Annotated in this window: 18 protein-coding genes and 1 riboswitch; of the genes, 10 read left to right on the forward strand and 8 right to left on the reverse strand. The window is 68.4% G+C overall.

The features are described 5' to 3' along the window. Window positions 1-20: 20 nt before the first annotated feature. On the reverse strand, window positions 21-704 hold the full coding sequence (bioD, locus tag E2F49_RS04410; protein WP_133392768.1) for a dethiobiotin synthase: 684 nt from the start codon (window positions 702-704) through the stop codon (window positions 21-23). 10 nt (window positions 705-714) lie between these two features. Then, window positions 715-840 (reverse strand): hypothetical protein, encoded by a 126-nt coding sequence (locus E2F49_RS16705; protein WP_279487043.1) that lies wholly within the window; start codon window positions 838-840, stop codon window positions 715-717. A 59-nt stretch (window positions 841-899) separates the two neighbouring features. On the opposite strand from E2F49_RS16705, the gene E2F49_RS04415 reads away from it, so the two are divergent. The 9 genes from E2F49_RS04415 (at window position 900) to E2F49_RS04455 (ending at window position 12,969) form a co-directional block, all read left to right on the forward strand. Beyond that, window positions 900-1,397 (forward strand): GAF domain-containing protein, encoded by a 498-nt coding sequence (locus E2F49_RS04415; protein ID WP_055248389.1) that lies wholly within the window; start codon window positions 900-902, stop codon window positions 1,395-1,397. Next, complete coding sequence (locus E2F49_RS04420; RefSeq protein ID WP_133392769.1) at window positions 1,394-1,774, forward strand: TfoX/Sxy family protein; 381 nt, start codon at window positions 1,394-1,396, stop codon at window positions 1,772-1,774. Before E2F49_RS04415 ends, E2F49_RS04420 begins: the two co-directional genes overlap by 4 nt. Window positions 1,775-1,827: 53 nt before the next feature. Next, window positions 1,828-2,043: riboswitch (cobalamin riboswitch) on the forward strand. A gap of 127 nt (window positions 2,044-2,170) precedes the next feature. Beyond that, on the forward strand, window positions 2,171-4,042 hold the full coding sequence (btuB, locus tag E2F49_RS04425) for a TonB-dependent vitamin B12 receptor (RefSeq protein WP_133392770.1): 1,872 nt from the start codon (window positions 2,171-2,173) through the stop codon (window positions 4,040-4,042). Window positions 4,043-4,232: 190 nt separating this feature from the next. After that, complete coding sequence (locus tag E2F49_RS04430) at window positions 4,233-4,937, forward strand: TorF family putative porin (protein WP_133392771.1); 705 nt, start codon at window positions 4,233-4,235, stop codon at window positions 4,935-4,937. A gap of 122 nt (window positions 4,938-5,059) precedes the next feature. Continuing rightward, a complete protein-coding gene (gene kdpA / locus E2F49_RS04435; RefSeq protein WP_133392772.1) occupies window positions 5,060-6,868 on the forward strand; it encodes a potassium-transporting ATPase subunit KdpA in 1,809 nt (602 codons plus the stop codon). Between the two features lie 8 nt (window positions 6,869-6,876). Continuing rightward, complete coding sequence (gene kdpB / locus E2F49_RS04440) at window positions 6,877-8,943, forward strand: potassium-transporting ATPase subunit KdpB (RefSeq protein WP_133393451.1); 2,067 nt, start codon at window positions 6,877-6,879, stop codon at window positions 8,941-8,943. A gap of 16 nt (window positions 8,944-8,959) precedes the next feature. Further along, window positions 8,960-9,562: a potassium-transporting ATPase subunit KdpC gene (gene kdpC / locus E2F49_RS04445; RefSeq protein ID WP_133393452.1), complete on the forward strand. Its 603-nt coding sequence runs from the start codon at window positions 8,960-8,962 to the stop codon at window positions 9,560-9,562. Window positions 9,563-9,566: 4 nt separating this feature from the next. Further along, complete coding sequence (locus E2F49_RS04450; protein ID WP_133392773.1) at window positions 9,567-12,269, forward strand: sensor histidine kinase; 2,703 nt, start codon at window positions 9,567-9,569, stop codon at window positions 12,267-12,269. Then, entirely contained in the window at window positions 12,253-12,969 is a 717-nt protein-coding gene (locus tag E2F49_RS04455) for a response regulator (protein WP_133392774.1), read from the forward strand. Before E2F49_RS04450 ends, E2F49_RS04455 begins: the two co-directional genes overlap by 17 nt. A 74-nt stretch (window positions 12,970-13,043) precedes the next feature. Here E2F49_RS04455 and E2F49_RS04460 read toward each other — a convergent pair whose 3' ends face one another. Beyond that, entirely contained in the window at window positions 13,044-13,250 is a 207-nt protein-coding gene (locus tag E2F49_RS04460; protein ID WP_055248398.1) for a cold-shock protein, read from the reverse strand. A gap of 96 nt (window positions 13,251-13,346) precedes the next feature. Continuing rightward, window positions 13,347-14,102, reverse strand: a complete 756-nt coding sequence (locus tag E2F49_RS04465; protein WP_133392775.1) for an S-methyl-5'-thioinosine phosphorylase — start codon at window positions 14,100-14,102, stop codon at window positions 13,347-13,349. A gap of 320 nt (window positions 14,103-14,422) precedes the next feature. Here E2F49_RS04465 and E2F49_RS04470 point away from each other — a divergent pair, with 320 nt between their 5' ends. After that, window positions 14,423-17,470, forward strand: coding sequence for a TonB-dependent receptor (locus tag E2F49_RS04470; RefSeq protein WP_243713426.1), 3,048 nt, complete (start codon window positions 14,423-14,425; stop codon window positions 17,468-17,470). Between the two features lie 78 nt (window positions 17,471-17,548). Here E2F49_RS04470 and E2F49_RS04475 read toward each other — a convergent pair whose 3' ends face one another. The 4 genes from E2F49_RS04475 to E2F49_RS04490 all read right to left on the reverse strand — a co-directional run bounded on the left by E2F49_RS04475 (window position 17,549) and on the right by E2F49_RS04490 (window position 20,405). Next, a complete protein-coding gene (locus E2F49_RS04475; RefSeq protein ID WP_133392776.1) occupies window positions 17,549-18,109 on the reverse strand; it encodes a hypoxanthine-guanine phosphoribosyltransferase in 561 nt (186 codons plus the stop codon). Next, entirely contained in the window at window positions 18,106-19,089 is a 984-nt protein-coding gene (gene nagZ / locus E2F49_RS04480; protein WP_133393454.1) for a beta-N-acetylhexosaminidase, read from the reverse strand. Before nagZ ends, E2F49_RS04475 begins: the two co-directional genes overlap by 4 nt. A gap of 91 nt (window positions 19,090-19,180) precedes the next feature. Then, the gene (locus E2F49_RS04485; protein WP_133392777.1) at window positions 19,181-19,864 is read right to left on the reverse strand and encodes a DsbA family oxidoreductase; all 684 of its coding nucleotides are present in this window, start codon (window positions 19,862-19,864) and stop codon (window positions 19,181-19,183) included. Window positions 19,865-19,901: 37 nt separating this feature from the next. Then, a complete protein-coding gene (locus tag E2F49_RS04490) occupies window positions 19,902-20,405 on the reverse strand; it encodes a CYTH domain-containing protein (RefSeq protein WP_133392778.1) in 504 nt (167 codons plus the stop codon). Between the last annotated feature and the right edge of the window lie 6 nt (window positions 20,406-20,411).

Here is a 20,411-nt window from a genome sequence, read left to right on the forward strand (position 1 = left end):
GCCGCCGAATCCCTGGATCTCTACAGCGCGTCTATCCACGCCGGATCGAGCGACAGTCGACCGGCATCGCCACCTGCGTCCACGGACGGCAGCACGCCCAGGCACGGTGCAGGCAGCGCCTGCGTCAGTAATCCGATGTAGTCGTCGGCACGGGCGAAGTCCGGATCGATGCGGTTGCCGACCCAGCCGACCAGGCGGCAGCCATCGGCAGCGATCGCACGTGCGGTCAGCCGGGCGTGACTCAGGCAGCCGAGTTTCAGACCGACGACCAGCACCACCGCGCCGCCCAGATGCCGCGCCAGATCGTGATGTTCCAGCCCGTCGGCGAGCGGCGCATCCCAGCCGCCCGCGCCTTCGACCAGCACGACATCGGCGCTGGCGGCGAGGCGCGCGTGCGCGGCGTGCAGTGCGGCGACATCGACGCTGACACCGGCCGCGATCGCGGCCAGTGTCGGCGCGGTCGGTTCGGGCAGCGCCACCGGATTGATGTCGTCGTACGCCGGTGTCGGATCGCTGGCGGCCTGCAGCGCCAGCGCATCCTCGTTGCGCCAGCCGCCGTCGATCCAGTCGCATCCGCTGGCGATCGGCTTCATGCCGACCGCGCGCAGGCCGTGCGCGCGAAGTGCGTGCAGCAGCGCCACGCTGGAATGGGTCTTGCCGATGCCGGTGTCGGTGCCGGTCACGAGGAAACTGCGGGCGGTCATGCGGATCCGATCAGGTCTGTGCGGCGCGCACGCGCACCAGTTCGCGCGCACTGCGCACGCCATACCACGGCTTCAGCACCGCGAGCGTGCAGTAGATGCTGCCGGGCAGGCCCTGCCACAAGGTCGCCGTCGGCATCGCGCGGCAGCGCGGCCACCGGATCGGGCGCGGGCGGAGCCGCTGCTACACTCGCGGGCATGTTCACGTCCTCTCCCCTCGACGGCTCCAAGCCGGAGCAGTATGCCGCGCTGGCGGCCCAGGCACGCGCGTTGCTGCACGGCGAGCGCGACATGATCGCCAACGCCGCCAACCTCTCGGCACTGGTCAATCACGCGCTGCCCGATCTCAACTGGGTCGGCTTCTACCTCTTCGATGGCACCGAACTCGTCGTCGGTCCGTTCCAGGGCCTGCCGGCCTGCGTGCGCATTCCGCTCGACAAGGGCGTCTGCGGCGCCGCCGCGCGGACGCGCCAGACCCAGCGCGTCGACGACGTGCATGCATTCCCCGGCCACATCGCCTGCGACAGCGCCTCGCGCTCGGAGCTGGTGGTGCCGCTCTACGCCGGCGAACGCCTGATTGGCGTGTTCGATCTCGACAGTCCGCTGCCGGCGCGCTTCGACGTTGAAGACCAGGCGGGCCTGGAAGCCATCGCCGCGATCTTTATCGAGAGCACCTATCCGGAGGCTGCCGCGTGACAGGGGCCAAGCTGCGCAACATCGGTCCGAAATCCGCGGCGTGGCTGCGCCAGGTGGGCCTGCGCACGCGCGAGGATCTGGAAGCCGCAGGTGCGGTCGAGGCCTTCGTCAAGGTGCGCCGCGCCGGCTTCAAGCCCAGCCTCAATCTGCTGTATTCGCTGGAAGGCGCGCTGCTCGACTGCCACTGGCAGGACGTGCCCGAAGCCCGCCGGCTGCAACTGGTCGAAGCGGCGGAAGCCGCGATCGCCCTGCTCCCCGACCCGCGCGCGCGCAATGCCGCAGGTCCGGTCACCACCACTGGTGACGACAGTCCGGCCGACGATGACGGCGCGTCTGACGGCCCGCTCGATTCGCTGTTCGGGCGTCGCGACGACTGATCGCGCCCGCGGCCCGGACGACGCCATCCGCGTTCGCGCCGCAGCTCACGTACAATCCGCGCCAGCTTCGAGGTGACCCGTCGGCATTCCGCCGTCCGGGTTGAAACGGGAAGCCGGTGACGCGCCACGGCGCCAGTCCGGCACTGCCCCCGCAACGGTAAGCGCGTGCAAGCGTCGCATCCGCCACTGTGCTCCGGCACGGGAAGGCGCGACGCCCGGGAGCGATCCCACGCGCGAGTCCGGAGACCGGCCCCGGAGTCTTCTTCGATTGCGATGCGGCGGGCATCGCGGCGGCGTTCCGGACAGCCTGCGCGCGCGTCCGGTCGTGCCCGGCATCCGTCTCTCGTGGTCGTCCACATCACCGCGTGCGTGGGTGCACGCGCCGAGGAGACCGCAATGCCGTTCCGTACTCTCACCGTGGCGATCGTCGCCGCCCTCGCCTCGCCGTTCGTCGCGGCCGCCACCGCCGGCGATGCGCGTGATCTCGACACCGTGCTCGTCACCGCCAATCGCAGCGAAAGCACGCTGGGCGACACCATCGTGCCGGCCCAGGTCATCGACCGTGCCGAGATCGAGCGCACCCAGGCGCGCGACCTGCCCGAACTGCTGCGCGGCCGCGCCGGCATCCAGATCGGCAACTCAGGTGGCCCCGGCAAGCTGACCTCGGTCTTCATGCGCGGCAGCGAATCGGACCACGTGCTGGTGCTGGTCGACGGCGTGCGCATCGGCTCGGCCACTGCCGGCCTCGCCGCGTTCCAAGACATTCCGGTCGACCAGATCGAACGCGTCGAGATCGTCCGTGGCCCGCGTTCGAGCCTGTACGGCTCCGAAGCCATCGGCGGCGTCATCCAGATCTTCACCCGTCGCAACACCGGCGCAATCACGCCGCATGCGCGCATCGGCGTGGGCAGCCACGACCTGCGCGAGGCCAGCGCCGGCATCGGCGGCCGCGCGGGCCGCGGCTGGTTCGGCGTGGACGCGGCGTTCCAGCGCACCGACGGCATCGACAGCTGCCGCGGCTCGGGCACGCTGTTCCAGGGCTGCTTCGTCGACGAGCCCGACCGCGACGGTTACCGCAACCGCTCGCTCAACCTCCGCGGCGGCGTGGAACTGGCCGATGGCCTGACGTTCGAAGCCAACGCCCTGCGCGCCGAGGCGTTCAACGAATACGACGGCAGCGTCTTCGGCGGCAACGAGGCCGACAACGTGCAGCAGGTCGCCGGCGGCAAGCTCACCTATGCACCGTCGGACGTCGTCACGCTGACCGCGCAGGCCGGCCGCAATTACGACGAGTCGACGACCTACTTCCGCGACATCGATGCCGGCACGCGCGTCGATGTCGGCCAGATCGACACGCGTCGCGACACCGCATCGGTGCAGGCCGATTTCGGTCTGGCGCCAACCCAACGCTTCTCGCTCGGTTTCGACTGGATGTCCGACAATGTCGAGAGCGACACCGACTATGCGTTGACCTCGCGCACCAACTTCGCCGTGTTCTCCGACTACACCGCGCGTTTCGGCGCGCACCGCGTGCAGGCCGGCGTGCGTCACGACGACAACGAGCAGTTCGGCGGCCACACCACCGGCAGCCTCGGCTGGGGTCTGGACCTGGATCACGGCCTGCGCCTCAACGCCAGCGCCGCGACCAGCTTCAAGGCGCCGACCTTCAACGACCTCTACTTCCCTTTCGGCAGCGGCAATCCGGATCTCGAGCCTGAGCGTGCGAAGACGCTCAACGTGGGCCTTGCGCAGTACGGGGACGCGTGGAGCTGGTCGTTCAATGCGTTCGAGAGCCGCGTCGACGACCTGATCTTCCTCGACCGCAACTTCGTGCCGCAGAACATCCAGGAAGCGCGCATCCGCGGCGCCGAGCTGACGTTCGCTACCACGCTGGCCGGTTTCGACCTGTCGACCGAACTGAGCCATGTCGACCCGCGCGACCGTAGCGACAACGCCAACAACGGCAACCTGCTGGCACGCCGCGCGCGCAACAGCGGCCGACTCGACATCGACCGCGCCTTCGGCGAGTTCCGTCTGGGCACCACGCTGCGCGCGAGCAGCAGCCGCTACGACAACGCGGCCAACACCGTGCGTGTCGCCGGCTACGGCACGCTGGATCTGCGCGCCGCGTGGGCGTTCACGCCCGACTGGACGCTCGAAGCCCGCGCCACCAACGTGCTCGACAAGGACTACGAGACCGTCGCCTGGTACTACCAGCCCGGTCGCGAGTACGGCCTGTCACTGCGCTGGGCACCTGCGGCACGCTGATGCCGCAGCGGCGCCCGCCGCACTGCGAGCAATACCGGACGGCTGTCGAAAGACGGCCGTTCGCGTTTCCGGGTTCCGGGAAGGTTTACGTGGAATTTACGCCGTGGCGCCCGGCACGCCATGGAGACTTTACGGGGGCCGGATCGACACTTCCGGGACTCGGCGGACCGTCTCCGCCTGGAACCCGATGATGAACCGCAACACTTCCATCGCGCGCCGTCTGGCGCTTGGCCTGGCCCTCGCCACCAGTGCCATCAGCACCGCACATGCCGTCGATTTCAGCGGCGCCGCCGCGATCACCACCGACTACGTGTGGCGCGGCACCAGCCAAAGCAATGAAGACCCGGCTGTGCAGGCCAGCTTCAAGGTCGCCAGCGACACCGGCTTCTACGCGCAGGCCTGGGGTTCGAGCGTCGAGTTCGCGCCGGACACCCGGGCCTCGACCGAAGTCGACCTCGTCGCCGGCTGGTCGGGCGCGCTGTCCGACACGCTGGCGCTCGACGTCAATCTCACGCACTACCTCTATCCCTCCACCACGGTCGACCTCGACTGGACCGAAGCCATCGCCACGCTGACCTGGCTGGAACACTACTGGGTGCAGGTGGGCCACTCGAACGACGCGCTGGCCACCGACACCTCGGGCACCTACGCCACGATCGGCGCGCGCCTGCCGGTCTCCGACACGTTCCGTTTCGAAACCGCGGCCGGCCACTACTGGCTGGCGGGCAACAGAGGTTACGAGGACTACGCGCACCTGCAGGTCGGCGCGGTGTGGGCCTTCGCATCTCCGCTCGAACTGCGCCTGACCGCGCACGAGACCGACAGCGCCGCCGAACGCGGCTTCGGTGCTCTGGCCGGCTCGCGCATCGAAGCCGCACTGCAGGCCTCGTTCTGACACCCGACCGGTGTCGATCGACCTTCTCAAGGCCCTGGCAGGACTCGTGTTCGCCGTCTTCGGTGCCGCGGCCCTGTTCTGTCTGATCACACGTCACACCGCCCGGTCCGGAAACCGCCGCCATGACTGAATTCATTCTCGTATTCGTACTCGCCATCGCGCTTGGCTGGCCTTTGGGCCGGTATCTCGCTGCGGTCATGCGCGGTGCGCCGATGCCCGGCGACCGCGTGTTCTCACGCATCGAGGGCCCGCTCTATGCCCTGCTCGGCACCCGTCCCGACCGGGGCATGGGCTGGAAGGGCTATGCGCTGGCGTTCCTGGCCAGCAATGCGGTGCTCGCCGTGCTGGTCTGGGTGCTGCTGATGACCCAGGGCAGCCTGCCGCTCAATCCCAATGCCGCGCCCGACATGTCCTGGGACCTCGCGCTGCACACGATGGTGTCGTTCCTGACCAACACCAACCAGCAGCACTACTCCGGCCAGGCACAGCTGTCCTATCTGTCGCATATGGCCGGCATCGTCGGTCTGCAGGTGGTCACGCCGATGATGGGCCTGGCCCTCGTCGTCGCCACGCTGCGCGCGTTCTTCGGTGGGCGAGCGGGCGCGCCGTCGACCGATGCCGTGCCGGCATCGGCGGCGCCCGCGAGCGACCGGCCAGGGATGGCCGGGCCGGTGGTTCCGGAGCCGGTGGAGTATCGCTATGGACGGCCGCAGGATTCCCAGCCGCGCCAGGCCGATGTCGGCAACTTCTGGGCCGACGTCATCCGTCCCGCCGTGCGCGTCATGCTGCCGCTGGGCCTGCTGTGGACCGTGCTGCTGACCAGTCAGGGCGTGCCCTCGACGCTGGCCGGTGGTCCCGAGATCACGCCGGTCGACACCACGACCGGAATGGCGTCGCAGAAGATTCCGCTGGGTCCGGTCGCGGCGATGGTCGCGGTCAAGCAGCTCGGCACCAACGGTGGCGGCTGGTACGGCCCCAACAGCGCAGTGCCGCTCGAGAACCCGACGCCGTTCGCGAATCTGCTCGAAACGCTGGCCATCATCCTGCTGCCGGTCTCGATCGTGTTCATGGTCGGTGCCTTCACCGGCCGCAAGCGTCTCACCGCGCTGGTGTTCGGCACGATGCTGACGATGTCCCTGGCCTCCGCCGGCTTCGCGGTGTGGTCCGAATCGGCCTCGCCGACGTCGACCGACGTGGCCCTGATGGAAGGCAAGGAAGTGCGCTTCGGCGCCGCGCCCTCCGCACTGTGGGCCGCGCTGACCACGCAGACGTCCAACGGCTCGGTCAACGCGATGCACGACTCGCTGGCCCCGCTGACCGGTCTGGTGACGCTGTCCAACATGCTCGTCAACGCGATCTGGGGCGGGATCGGCTGCGGCCTGCAGCAGTTTCTGGTCTATCTGCTGCTGTCGGTGTTCGTCGCCGGCCTGATGACCGGGCGAACGCCGGAACTGTTCGGCCGCAAGATCGAGGCGCCCGAAGTACGCCTGCTCGCCGCCCTGGTGCTGCTGCAGCCGGTCGTGCTGCTGGGCTTCACCGCGATCACCCTGGCCGTGCCCGCGCTGACCGGCAATTCGAATCCGGATTTCCACGCCATCAGCCAGGTGTTCTACGAGTACACGTCGGCATTCGCCAACAACGGCTCGGGCTTCGAAGGTCTGGGTGACGCCACGGTGTGGTGGAACGTCAGCGCGAGTCTCGTGCTCGCACTGGGTCGCTACCCGGCCCTGATCCTGCCGCTGGCGATCGCCGCGATGCTCGCGGTCAAGCGGGTCGCACCGGAAGGCGCCGGCACGCTGCGCGTCGAGACGCCGACCTTCGCCCTGACCCTGATCGCCATCGTCGTGATCCTGACCCTCCTCCAGTTCATGCCCGTGCTGGTGCTCGGCCCCGTCGCCGACCATCTCGCACTGGCTGCATCCGTCGGATGACCGCCCAGATGTCCAACCACGAAGACACCGTGCCCGCACGGGGCACCAACCCCGGCCTGTTCGACGCCGCGATCCTGCGCGCCGCCCTGGTCGAATCCTTCCGCAAGTTGTCCCCCCTGCACGCGGTCCGCAACCCGGTCATGGCCCTCGTCTGGCTCGGCACCGTGGTCACGACCGGGTTGACCCTGCTCGGTCACGCGTCCTCGCCCGGCCTGGGCTGGGCGGTCACCGCCGTGCTCGCGCTGACGGTGCTGTTCGCGAACTTCGCCGAAGCCGTTGCCGAGGCCCGTGGCCGCGGCCAGGCCGCGTCGCTGCGCCGGGCCCGCAAGGACCTCGTCGCCCGCCGCGTGGAAAGCGCCGACCAGACCGGCGGGACGCGCGTGCCGGCTGGCGAGCTGCGTCCGGGCGATCTGGTCATCATCTCGGCCGGCGAGCTCGTGCCGGCCGACGGCGAGATCATGCGCGGCGTGGCCACGATCAACGAGGCCGCGGTGACCGGCGAATCGGCCCCCGTGCTGCGCGAGGCCGGCACCGACCGTTCCGGCGTCATCGGCGGCACCAAAGTGCTGTCCGACGAGATCGTGGTGAAGGTCACCGTCGAGCCGGGCAACAGCTTCCTCGACCGCATGATCGCGCTGGTCGAAGGCGCCAACCGCCAGAAGACCCCGAACGAGATCGCGCTGGGCCTGCTGCTCACGACGATGACCCTGACCTTTCTGGTCGTGGTGATCACCCTGCCCTTCATCGCCGGTTTCGTCGGCGCAAGGCTCGACCCGCTGCTGCTGATCGCGCTGCTGGTCTGTCTGATCCCGACCACGATCGGCGGCCTGCTGCCGGCGATCGGCATCGCCGGCATGAACCGCGCGCTGTCGGCCAACGTGCTGGTGAAGTCCGGCAAGGCGGTCGAAGTGGCTGGCGACGTCGACGTGCTGCTGCTCGACAAGACCGGCACCATCACCTACGGCGACCGTCAGGCCACCGCGTTCCACGCGCTGGCCGGCATCGATCCGGACACGCTGCGCGAGGCCGCGCTGCTGGCCTCGCTGGCCGACCCGACGCCGGAAGGCAAGTCGATCGTCAAGCTGGCACGCACGCCGGGGACGGCGATCGAGGAACCCGCCGGCGCACAGTTCGTCGCCTTCACCGCGCAGACCCGCATGAGCGGCGTCGATGTGCCGGCCGGCAACGGCGCCGCACGGGTGATCCGCAAGGGTGCGATCGACGCGATCGTGGCCCATGTGCAGGCCGCCGGCGGCCAGGTGCCGACCGAACTGCGTCCCCGTGTCGAACAGGTCGCGCGCAGTGGCGCCACGCCGCTGGTCGTCTCGCAGGGCCCGCACGTGCTCGGCGTGGTCGAGCTGTCGGACGTGGTCAAGGCCGGCATCCGCGAGAAGTTCGCGCAGCTGCGCGGCATGGGCATCCGCACGGTGATGATCACCGGCGACAACCCCCTGACCGCGGCCGCGATCGCCGCCGAAGCCGGCGTCGACGACTACATCGCCGAGGCCAGACCGGAGGACAAGCTGGCACGCATCCGCAGCGAGCAGGCCGGTGGCCGCCTCGTCGCCATGGTCGGCGACGGCACCAACGACGCCCCGGCGCTGGCCCAGGCCGACGTCGGTCTGGCGATGAACTCGGGCACCCAGGCCGCCAAGGAAGCCGGCAACATGGTCGATCTGGATTCCGACCCGGCCAAGCTCCTGCGCGTGGTCGAGGTGGGCAAACAGCAGCTGATCACCCGCGGTGCGCTGACCACATTCTCGCTGGCCAACGACGTGTCCAAGTACTTCGCGATCCTGCCGGCGCTGTTCGCCGCCGCGATCCCGTCGATGGCCGCGCTGGACGTCATGCAGCTGTCGAGCCCGTCGAACGCGGTGCTGGCCGCGCTGATCTTCAACGCGATCATCATCCCCCTGCTGATCCCGCTGGCCCTGCGTGGCGTGCGTTTCCGCGCCGGCAGTGCCACGGCCCTGCTGCGGCGGAACATGCTCGTCTTCGGCGTCGGCGGCGTGCTGTTGCCGTTCGTCGCGATCAAGCTCATCGACCTGGCGCTGGCCGCCGTGACCGGCGCCTGAGGAATCCCACATGTCCATGCAGAAAAATGCCATTCCCGAGCGGCCGCTGCTGCGCCCCGCCATCGGTCTCGCCGTCGCCACCATGCTCGTGTTCGGCCTGGGCTACTCGCTGGCCGCCACCGGCATCGCCGCCGTCGCATTCCCCGCACAGGCCCAGGGCAGCCTGATCGAGCGCGACGGCGTCATCGTCGGTTCGTCGCTTGTGGCACAGCCGTTCGCGGATGCGCGCTACTTCGCACCACGCCCCTCGGCCGCCGACTACGACCCAATGGCGCTGGCCGGCAGCAACCAGGCACGTACCAATCCCGAACTGCGCGCGACCATCGCCGGCAACGTCGAAGCGGTTGCAGCCCGCGAGGGCATCGCCGCTTCCGAAGTGCCCGGCGATCTGGTCACGCGTTCGGGCGGCGGCATCGATCCGCATGTGAGCCCGGACGGTGCACGCGTGCAGGTCGCCCGCGTCGCGGACGCCCGCGGCCTCGATGGCGCACAGGTGCAGGCCCTCGTCAATGCGCATACGCAAGGCAAGACCTTCGGGCTGCTGGGCGCACCGCGCGTCAACGTGCTCGAACTGAACCTCGCGCTCGATGCGCTGTCCGCCGAGCGCGGCGCACAATAAGCGCATGCCCGCCGATCGCGACACCCGCGCCGATGCCCTGTTGGCCGACGCCGCCCGCGACGGCGGGAGCGGCCGGCTGACCGTCTTTCTCGGCGCCGCACCCGGCGTCGGCAAGACCTGGGCGATGCTGGCGCGTGCGAAGGAGCTGCGTGCACAGGGGCGCGAGGTGCTGGTCGGCATCGTCGAAACCCATGGCCGCAGCGAGACCGCGGCCATGCTCGACGGTCTGGAGGTGCTGCCGCGCAAGCGCGTGCAGTACACGCCCGCGGTCGGCTCGACCCGCACGCTCGAAGAGTTCGACGTCGACGCGGTGCTGGCACGCAAGCCGTCGCTGGTGCTGGTCGACGAACTCGCCCACCGCAACGTGCCGGGCAGCCGTCACGAGCGGCGCTGGCAGGACGTCATCGATCTGCTCGATGCCGGCATCGACGTCTATACGACGGTCAACATCCAGCATCTCGAAAGCCTCAACGACGTGGTCCATTCGATCACCGGCGTGCGCGTCAGCGAGACCGTGCCCGATCTGGTGTTCGACCGCCTGCGCGACATCCGTCTGGTCGACCTGCCGCCGCGCGAACTGATCGAGCGCCTCAATGCCGGCAAGGTCTATCTGCCCGAACAGGCGGCGCAGGCCCTGCAGGCCTTCTTCTCGCCCTCCAATCTTGCCGCGCTGCGCGAACTGGCGATGCAGGTCGCCGCCGACCGCGTCGATGCCGATCTGCGCGAATCGCAGGCCGCACGCGGCCTGCCCGGCCACGCCCTGCGCCGGCAGGTGCTGATCGCGATCGACGGACTGGGCGCCTCCGAATATCTGGTGCGCGCCGGCCGACGCATCGCCGAACGCCGCGATGCACCGTGGTCGGTGGTGACCGTGCAGTCCGGACACGCGGCCGACGAGGCCAGACAGCTCGAACTCGATCGTGCATTCGCGCTGGCGCGCAGCCTCGGCGCGACCACCGAGGTCGTGCATGGCGACGAGATCGCCGCCGGCCTGCTCGACCATGCAGAACGCATCGGCGCCTCGTCGATCGTGGTCGGTCGTACGCGCGAGCGTCCACTGGCGCGCATGTTCAACCGCACGCTGACCCAGCGACTGCTGCAGCGCGGCGCGCGCTACGAACTGGTCATCATCAGCACACCGGGCGCGCGGGCACGCGCGCGTCGTGTGGCGCGATTCTCCGAGGATGCCAGCTACTGGTACGGCGCTCTGCTGGCCACGTTCGCCACGATGGCGGCGGTGGCGATCGGCTGGGCCGCGCAGCGCTGGATGGGCATCGACGACCTGTCGATGATCTTCATCGTCGCAGTGCTGCTGGTGGCCGCGCGCACGCGCATGTCGGTCGCCGTGCTCGCCGCGGTGCTGTGCTTCGGTTGCTACAACTTCTTCTTTATCGAGCCCCGATTCACCCTCAACATCGCCGCGCATCGCAGTCTGGTGACGGTGGTGCTGTTCCTGGTCGCCGCGCTGGTTGCAGGACGGCTGGCGTCCCGCCTGCGGCAGCAGGTGCTGGCGCTGCGCGCGGCCAATGCGCACGCAACCGGACTGCAGGCACTCGGACGCCAGCTCGCCGGCGCCGCCGACCGTGGCCAGGTCATCGCCGCGGGCCGCAATGCGCTCGCGCGCGCACTCGGCGTGGAGGTCTGGCTGCAGCTCGGTGACGATGCGAACGGCACGCCGATGCCGGCCGAGCTCGACGTCGCCGCGGTCGACTGGGTTTTGCGTCACGGCCAGCCGGCCGGCCGCTTTACCGACACGCTCTCGGCATCGCGCTGGTGGCTGCTGCCGGTGCGCGAAGGCGAGCAGACCCACGGCGTGGCTGCGCTGCGGTTCGCCGACGGCGCCGCACGTCCGGGTCTCGAACAGCGTCGTCTGGTGCAGGCGATGGTCGACGACATCGCCCAGGCCGCCTCGCGCGTGCATCTGGTCAGCGATCTCGAGCGCGCGCGTGTCGGTGGCGAAACCGAGCGCCTGCGCTCGGCGCTGCTGTCGTCGGTCTCGCACGACCTGCGCTCGCCACTGGCCTCGATGATCGGCTCGGCCGACAGCCTGTCGAGCTACGGCGAGGCCATGGACGGCGTCGACCGGCGCGCCCTGCTCGAAACCATCGTGCTCGAGGGCAAACGCCTGGACCGCTACATCCAGAACCTGCTCGACATGACCCGGCTCGGCCACGACGGCCTGTCGCTCAATCGCGACTGGATCGGCGTCGACGAACTCGTCGGCTCGGCCGCGGCCCGTCTGCGGCGCTACCGGCCGCAAGTGCAGCTCGAGATCGATCTAGCCCACGATCTGCCGCCGCTGTGGGTGCACCCGGCACTGGTGGAACAGGCGCTGTTCAACGTGCTGGAAAACGCGGCGCAGTTCTCTCCGGCGGATGCACCGGTGCGCGTGGTGGCACGACAAGTGCCGGCGCCGGCGCAGGAGGATCCGCGCGACTGGCTGCGCATCGACATCGCCGACCGCGGCCCGGGCATTCCCGACGACGAGCGCGCCCGCATCTTCGACATGTTCTACAGCGTCGAACGCGGCGACCGCGGGCGCAAGGGCACCGGACTCGGCCTGACGATCTGCCAGGGCATGATCGGCGCGCACGGCGGCGCGGTCAGCGCGCTGCGTGCGCCGGACGGCACCGGTACGCTGATCCGGATCGAGCTGCCGATGCAGCCGCCACCCGATGCGGAGCCTGTCCATGCCCGGCACGACTGACCCCACGCCCGCGACGCCGGTCCGCGTGCTCGTCATCGACGACGAGCCGCAGATCCGCAAGTTCCTCGACATCAGCCTGCGCGCGCAGGGCTGGCGCGTCGCGCTGGCCGAGGACGGCGAACAGGGCCTGGCGATGCTGGCCGCCGAGGGCGCGGATCTCGTCGTGCTCGACATCGGCCTGCCGGGCCTGGACGGTCACGCGGTGCTGCGCGAGATCCGCAGCTGGTCGCAGGTGCCGGTGGTGATGCTGTCGGTGCGCAGCGACGAGGCCGGCAAGGTGGCCGCGCTCGATGCCGGCGCCAACGACTACGTGACCAAGCCCTTCGGCGCCGCCGAACTAATGGCGCGCATCCGCATGCTGCTGCGCCAGCATGCCCGTGCGCCGGGCGACGAGCTGCTGTTCGACGACGGTCGCCTGCGCATCGACCTGGCGCGCCGCGAGGTCACGCTCGACGGCGAACTGCTCACGCTCTCGCGCAAGGAATACGCACTGCTGTCGCTGCTGCTGCGCCACGCCGGCCGCGTAGTCACGCAACCGCAACTGCTCCGCGAGATCTGGGGCCCCACCCACACCGGGGACGCGCACTACGTGCGCATCCTGGTCGGCAAGTTGCGCGGCAAGCTCGGCGACGATGCCGTGGCACCCCGCTGGATCGCGACCGAACCCGGCGTCGGATTGCGCTTCATCCACGCGGGCTAGCGCGCCGCGCGCAGCATGCGGACCACAAAAAAGCCCCGCATCTGCGGGGCTTTTCGCTCGAACGGGTGTCTCGATCAGGCTGCGGGCGTGACACCCGATGCCTGCGCGCCCTTCGCGCCCTGCGTCACCTCGTAGCTCACCCGCTGCCCCTCCTGCAGCGAACGGAACCCGGTCGAGCTGATCGCCGAGAAATGCACGAACACGTCCGCGCTGCCGTCCTCGGGCGAGATGAAGCCGAATCCCTTCGCGTCGTTGAACCACTTCACTGTGCCGTATTGCATGTACGTCTGACCTCGTCTGGATGCGTGATGCCGGCGCGGCCTGCAAGGAACCGCGACGGCGACCCGAGTATGCAAAGCCTCACGCCCGGGTGGCAATCACCCCGCGAGCAGTGCGCGCAGCAGCGGCGGAATGCCCGACGAGGCCGCAGCCACGTTGTCGAGCACGTCCTCGAACGTGATCACCTCGTCGATCTGCGGTCCGGCGCCGGCCGCCCAGTTGGCGACGATCGCCAGACATGCGTAGTCCAGCCCGAGCTCGCGCGCGAGCCCGGCCTCGGGCATGCCGGTCATGCCGACCAGATCGCAGCCGTCGCGCCGCATGCGCGCGATCTCTGCGCGCGTCTCCAGCCGCGGACCCTGCGTGGCGCCATAGCAGCCGCCATCGACCAGCGTCACGCCCGCGGACGCCGCCGCGCCGAGTACGCGCTGACGCAACGACGGCGTGTACGGATCGCCGAAATCGACGTGCAGCACTTCGGTGCCCTCTTCCTCGCAGAACGTCGAGACGCGGCCCCAGGTGTAGTCGATCAACTGGTCCGGACACGCCAGCACGCGCGGCCCGAAGCGCTCGGTGATGCCGCCAACGGTATTGAGCGCGAGCACCTGTTTCGCGCCCAGCGCCTGTAGCGCCGCGAGATTCGCCCGGTAGTTGACCTTGTGCGGCGGCACCGAATGCCCCTCGCCATGGCGTGCCAGAAACGCAACGCGCCGGCCGTCCAGTGTGCCGACCCGCACCGGTCCCGACAGCGCGCCATAGCGCGTGACCGGCTGGTGCGGTTCGGCGTCCTGCAGGTCGGCCAACTGGTAGAGGCCGGTGCCGCCGATGACGGCGAGATCGATGGCGAGGTCCATGGAGTGTCTCGGATCAGGGAGCGCCCATTTTCAACGAAGGCGACCAACGCGTCACATGTCTGCAAGTGCTTGGATTCCGGCGCAAGCCGTACTGTCAAGGTCTAACTCCCGGACTCCTACATGAACGAAGGAGAATTCTGTTCAGAAATATGGCTATCAGCACTTGACTACAGCCTCTTTACAAGTTCCGCACGGCGATTAATATCCGCTTAACTTGTCGTTACAAACGGGTTCATGCGGCGCATCTGCCGCGGGGCTTGCGGCAGGGGCAACCGCACCGCCTCCGGGCGGGATCACATTGACCAAGTGGAAATCCGAAAATGACGACGCGTAGAGTCCATCGTGTGTTCGGCAGGAAGTTCCGTTACAGCGCTCTGAGTCTGGCGCTGGGTATGTGCGTCGCCGGAGGTGTGCAGGCACAGAGCGCGGTGGGTTCGATCTTCGGTAACGGGCAGCCGGGGACTTCCATCACCATCCAGAATCCGCAGACCGGGCTGACGCGCACGATCAGTGCCGGGTCCGACGGCCGGTTCACCTTCAGCCAGCTGCCGCCGGGTCGTTACGTCCTGACGTCCGACGGTCGACGTCAGGAAGTCGAGGTCAAGATCGGCACGGGCGTGCAGGTAGTTCTGTCCGACGCGACCGCGACCGATCTGGGGGTCGTCGAGGTACGCGGCACACGCGCCATCAATCCCATCGACGTGTCATCGGCGGAATCGGGCACCGTGTTCACGGCCGAGCAGCTGATCACTTTGCCGGTCGCCAGCGACATTTCTTCGGTCGCCCTGCTCGCACCGGGCACCGTACGCGGCGACAGTGGTGTCGGCAGCGGCAACCTCGCGTCGTTCGGCGGCTCTTCCGTCGCCGAGAACGGCTACTACATCAACGGCTTCGACGTGACGAACATGCGCACGTTTCTGTCGTTCGCCGATACACCCTTCCAGGCCATCGCGCAGCAACAGGTCAAGACCGGCGGTTACGGCGCCGAGTACGGGCGTTCGCTTGGCGGCATCATCAGCATCCTGACCAAGTCGGGTTCCAACGACTTCCGCTATGGCGGCAGCGTCGAATGGAGCCCGCAATGGGGCCGTTCCGACGGGCGCGACGTGGCGCAGCGTGACCAGGACTCGGTCAATCCGCTGTACCAGTACAGAAGCGACAACGAGTACGACAGCACCGTGTACTCCGCATATGCCAGCGGTCCCATCATCAAGGATCGGCTGTTCTTCTTCGCCCTTGCGGAAGGCCGACACAACACTTCGGACACCTTCGGCTCGCTGACCAGCCAGGCCACACGCAACAACAGCCCGCAGGGTCTGCTGAAACTCGACTGGTATCTCAACGACAACAACCTCGTCGAGTTCACCGGCATCTACAACAAACAGAAGACCCGCTACAACGACTACGAGTACGAGCTCACGGCCGACGGCGACAACCGCTACAACGTCGGTCGACACGAACTGCCCATCGACCAGTACGACGTCGAGACCGGTGGCAAGGTGGGCATCCTCAAGTACACCAGCTATCTGACCGACACCTTTACCGTGTCCGGCCAGTACGGCTACCTGGATAATCTGATCTCCTCGCGCCTGCCCGCGGCAGGTGTCGGTTCCGAGTGCCCATGGGCCTACAGCTTCGGCCTCACCACCAGCACGCTCGAGCGCTACATCGGCTGCAACCCCGGCACGATCAGCACGCGCCCGGACGCCAACGCGGCACCGGACGAGGATGTCCGCAAGGCGATCCGCCTCGACGCCGAATGGATTCTCGGCGATCACCGTCTGCGCTTCGGCGCTGATCACGAAACCTACGAGTCGAGCCATCGCGGACAGACCTATGCAGGTGGCATCAACTGGGCCTACTACCTGGTGCCGACGAACTCGGTCGCGACCGGTGCGTTCGCCGGCCAGCCGGGCCGCACCGTCAACGGCCAGCTCGTGCCGCGTGGCGCGCGTTACGCCCGCTCGCGCGTCCTGCAGACCAGCAGTTCCAGCTACGAGAACATCAACAGCGCGTTCTATGTCGAGGACAACTGGCAGGTCACCGACAACTTCATGGCCTACATCGGTCTGCGCGGCGAGAAGTTCGAAAGCCGCAACGGCGACGGCATCGCGTGGGTCGAATCGGACTACGAGGTCGCACCCCGCCTCGGCTTCTCGTGGGATGCCAACGGCGATTCGACGCTCAAGATCTTCGGCACCCTCGGTCGCTACTACATCCCTGTGGCGACGAACTCGAGCATCCGTGCGACGGGCGCCGAGTCGACCGTGTCGAACTGGTATTACGTCAATGGCTGGAGCGAAGTCGACGGCACGCCGGTCGGCCAGGGTGCGCAGATCGGCCAGACGCAGACCAACGGCACGCTGGAGGCGCCCAATCCGGCTTCGGTCGCTTCGACGGATTTCACCCCGATGTACCAGGACGAGTTGATCCTCGGCACCCAGGTGCAGTTCAACGAAAACTGGTCGGGCGGCGTGCGCTTCATGCGTCGCCAGGTGCGCTCGGGCATGGACGACACCTGCACGACCAATCCCTGGATCGAGTGGGCCGCGGACAACGGCTACGACGATTTCGACCCGGGTTCGGTGCCGAGCTGCTACTTCGTCAATCCCGGCAACGACGTGACCCTCAACGTCGATCTGGACGGCGACGGCGAGGTCGAGCTGGCCACCCTGCCGGCGTCCTATCTCGGCCTGCCGCGCTACAAGCGCAATTACTCGGCGATCGAGCTGTTCTGGGAACGCGCTGGCGAGACCTTCAACCTGCAGGGCTCCTACGTCCGTGCCCGCTCGCGCGGCAACGTCGAGGGCTACATCAACTCCACGCTCGAGCAGGAAGACGCGGGCCTGACGCAGGACTTCGACCATCCGCTGTTTACCGACGGCACCTACGGCCCGACACCCAACGATCGCGCGCATACGTTGAAGCTCTTCGGCGCCTACAAGCTGACACCGGAGTGGCAGTTCGGTGGCAACCTGATCGCCCAGTCCGGTCGTCCGGTGAACTGCCAGGGCTACATTCCGCTCGAAGGCATCGCGCAGCCCGACCTCGGCACGCTGACGCCCTACAGCGGCTCGAGCTTCTACTGCCTCAATGATGATGGCGAACGCGAGCTGCGCAACCGTGGCGACCAGGGACGCACGCCCTGGACCTGGACCTTCGATCTGAGCGCGGCCTACGTGCCGGCCTGGGCCAACGACCGCCTGCGCTTCAAGCTCGACGTCTTCAACGTGTTCAACAACGACAAGGTCACCGAGTACAACGAGTTCAAGGAAGCCTCGCGCGACGTGATCAGCCGCAATTACCTCAATGACGTCAACTACCAGTCGCCGCGTTCCGTGCGTCTGACCCTGCGCTACGACTACTGAGGCGAAGGCAACGGAAACAGGAAAACGGCCCCGCAAGGGGCCGCTTTTCTTCCTGTGTTCCCACGGTATCCGGGCGGACTATTCCGCGAGTGCGTAGATGCCCGGCAGGTTGCGGCCCTGCTCGTGGAAGTCCATGCCGTAGCCGAAGACGTAGCGGTCCGGCACTTCGACGCCGACGTAGTCGGCTTCGATGCCTTCGACCAGACGGTCGTGATCCTTCACCGCCAGCACCGCGACGCGCACGTCGGCGGCGCCCTGGTCCTCGACCCACTGGCGCACGGCCTTGAGCGTGTGGCCTTCGTCGAGGATGTCGTCGACCAGCAGCACGCGGCGGCCCTGCAGCGGTGTCGCCGGTCGATGCAGCCACGCCAGGCCCGAACCGGTGGTGTTGCCGCGATAGCGCGTGGCGTGCAGATAGTCGAACTCGAGATCGAGTTCGTTCTCGCCCAGCGCGAACGCCAGCTGCGCGGCGAACGGCATGCCGCCGTGCATGATGGTGATGAACACCGGCGGCGTGTCGTCGTCGCCGTAGTCGTCGGCGATCTCGTCGGCCATCGTCTCGATCGCGTCTTCCAGCGTGTCGCGGTCGAACAGCAGGTCGGCGGTGTCGAGTACGTCGTCGAGGCGCGGTGTGGTCATGCGAGATCTCCGGTGCGGCCGGCGGATGCGCCGGCCAGGGCGCCGTCCCAGCCGAGCGGGCCGCGCCCGATCAGACCGGTCAGGGCAATGGTGTTGAGCGCGCGGCCTTCGACCGCGGCGAGCGATTCGGCGACCAGCTCCGGGTGGCAGACCAGCACCACGTCGCAGCCGGCATCGAGATGCGCATCGACGCGCGATTTGATGCCGCCGGCCGAGAACGCCGCGGCCATGCCGATGTCGTCGGAGAACACGACGCCGCGGAACCCCATCTGCTCGCGCAGGATGGTGTTGATCCACAGCGGCGAGTAGCCGGCCGGTTCGGGCGCGACCTGCGGATAGACCACGTGCGCCAGCATCACCGCATCGGCGCCGGCATCGATGCCGGCCACGAAGGGCACCAGATCGTGGGCGCGGATCGCCTCGAGGCTTCGATGGTCGACCGCGTCATCGAAGTGCGTGTCTTCGCGCACCGAACCGTGGCCGGGGAAATGCTTGAGCGTCGCGGCCATGCCAGCCTCGTGCATGCCTTCGACATACGCACGAGTGAGCGCGGCGACGATCTGCGGGTCTTCGGAGAACGACCGGTCGCCGATCGCGAGGTTCCCGTGGCCGACATCGACCACCGGTGCGAAGCTCAGGTCGACGCCGCTGCCGCGGACTTCGCTCGCCATGAGCCGCGCATGCGCGCGCGCGGCATCGAGTGCGGTCTCGCGGTCGGCGAGATACTGCGTACCGAAACCGGACAGCGAAGGCAGTTCCGTATAGCCGTCCTGGAAGCGCTGCACGCGCCCGCCTTCCTGGTCCACGCAGACCAGCTGCGGACGCGGCGCGGCCTCGCGGATCGCAGCCGAGAGTTCGGCGATCTGCGCGCGCGACGCGAAGTTGCGCTTGAACAGGATCACGCCGGCGCAGGCATCGTGCTGCAGCCAGTCGCGCTCCTGCGCGGTGAGTTCGGTGCCGGCCACGCCGATCACGAGCATCGCGGATGTCTCCATCGCACGCGCCGGATGGCGCGGACCGGCATTGTCGCAGATGCGCGGCGGCGTGCCGTCGGCACGACGCGTCTCGCGTTCAGTCGCAGCCCGACGGGCCACAGGCCGGCGCGGATGGCGCGACGGGCGTGGCGCTGCGCATCGCCTGCCGCAACGCATCGGCGATCGCCTCCGGTGGCTGCGCGCCCTGCACCGCCAGGCGTCCATCGATGACGAAGGTCGGCACCGCGCGGATACCCATGGCCTGTGCTTGCGCGACGCGGTCCTGCACCTCCGCTTCGCCGGCATCGCTGGCGAGGAAACGGCGCACCCGATCCACGTCCAGACCGCCGGCGACACCCGCCTCGACCAGCACCTCGACATCGGCCACGTTGCGGCCTTCGGCAAAGTGCGCATGGAACAGCGCCTCGCCGACCGTATCGACGTCACCCTCGCGTGCGGCCAGCGCCATCAGCCGATGCGCCGGCAGCGTGGTCACGCGGACCTGTCCGCGATCGAAATCGAATGGCAGGCCTTCCGCACGCGCGGTCGCCTGCGTCTGCGCGAGCATCTGCGCGACGCGTTCGGCACCGCCGAACTTCACCGCAAGCGCATCGCGCAACGGGACAGGTGTGGCGTCGGCGTCCGGATCGAGCAGGAAGGGATGCCAGTGGATCTCGATGTCGGGCGCATCGCGTCCCAGCAATGCGATGCCGGCCTGCAGGCGGCGCTTGCCGATCCAGCACCAGGGGCAGACCACGTCGGACCAGATGTCGATTCTCATGGCGCCATCATGCGCCCGCAGGCGCCAGATCGGCGCTTCAACCGCGCTCCGCAGCGTCCCAGCGCGAGAACGGATGCGCGGCCAGCGCGAGATTGAAGTAGCGGACTTCATCGGTCACTTCACGCGCCAGCCAGTCCGGCCGTTCGAAGACCTCGTCGACGGCGTCGAGCTCGATCTCGGCGACCACGAGGCCCGCGTTGTCGCCCAGGAACTCGTCGACCTCCCACACATGCGCGCCGTGGTGCACGAGATGTCTGCGTTTCTCGACCAGGCCGCCCACGCACAACTTCAGCAGCGCCTGCGCGTCTTCGACCGGCAGAGGCACCTCGAACTCCTGCCGCCTGGGCCCGGTCTCGCGCGACTTGATGTTGAGGAAGGCGACATCGCCTTCGATGCGCACGCGCACCGACGCATTCTGCGCACCGCTGGCGATGGACGCGGCATCGTTGAGATAGCCCTGCGCCATCGGCACGACCGCGTGCGCAGCCGCGCGCCAGCCTTCGCCCTTGACCCGGAACTTGCGTTCGATCTCGATACCCATGCGGCC

This window comes from Luteimonas terrae (assembly GCF_004358165.1).
Classification (GTDB): Bacteria; Pseudomonadota; Gammaproteobacteria; order Xanthomonadales; family Xanthomonadaceae; genus Luteimonas; species Luteimonas terrae.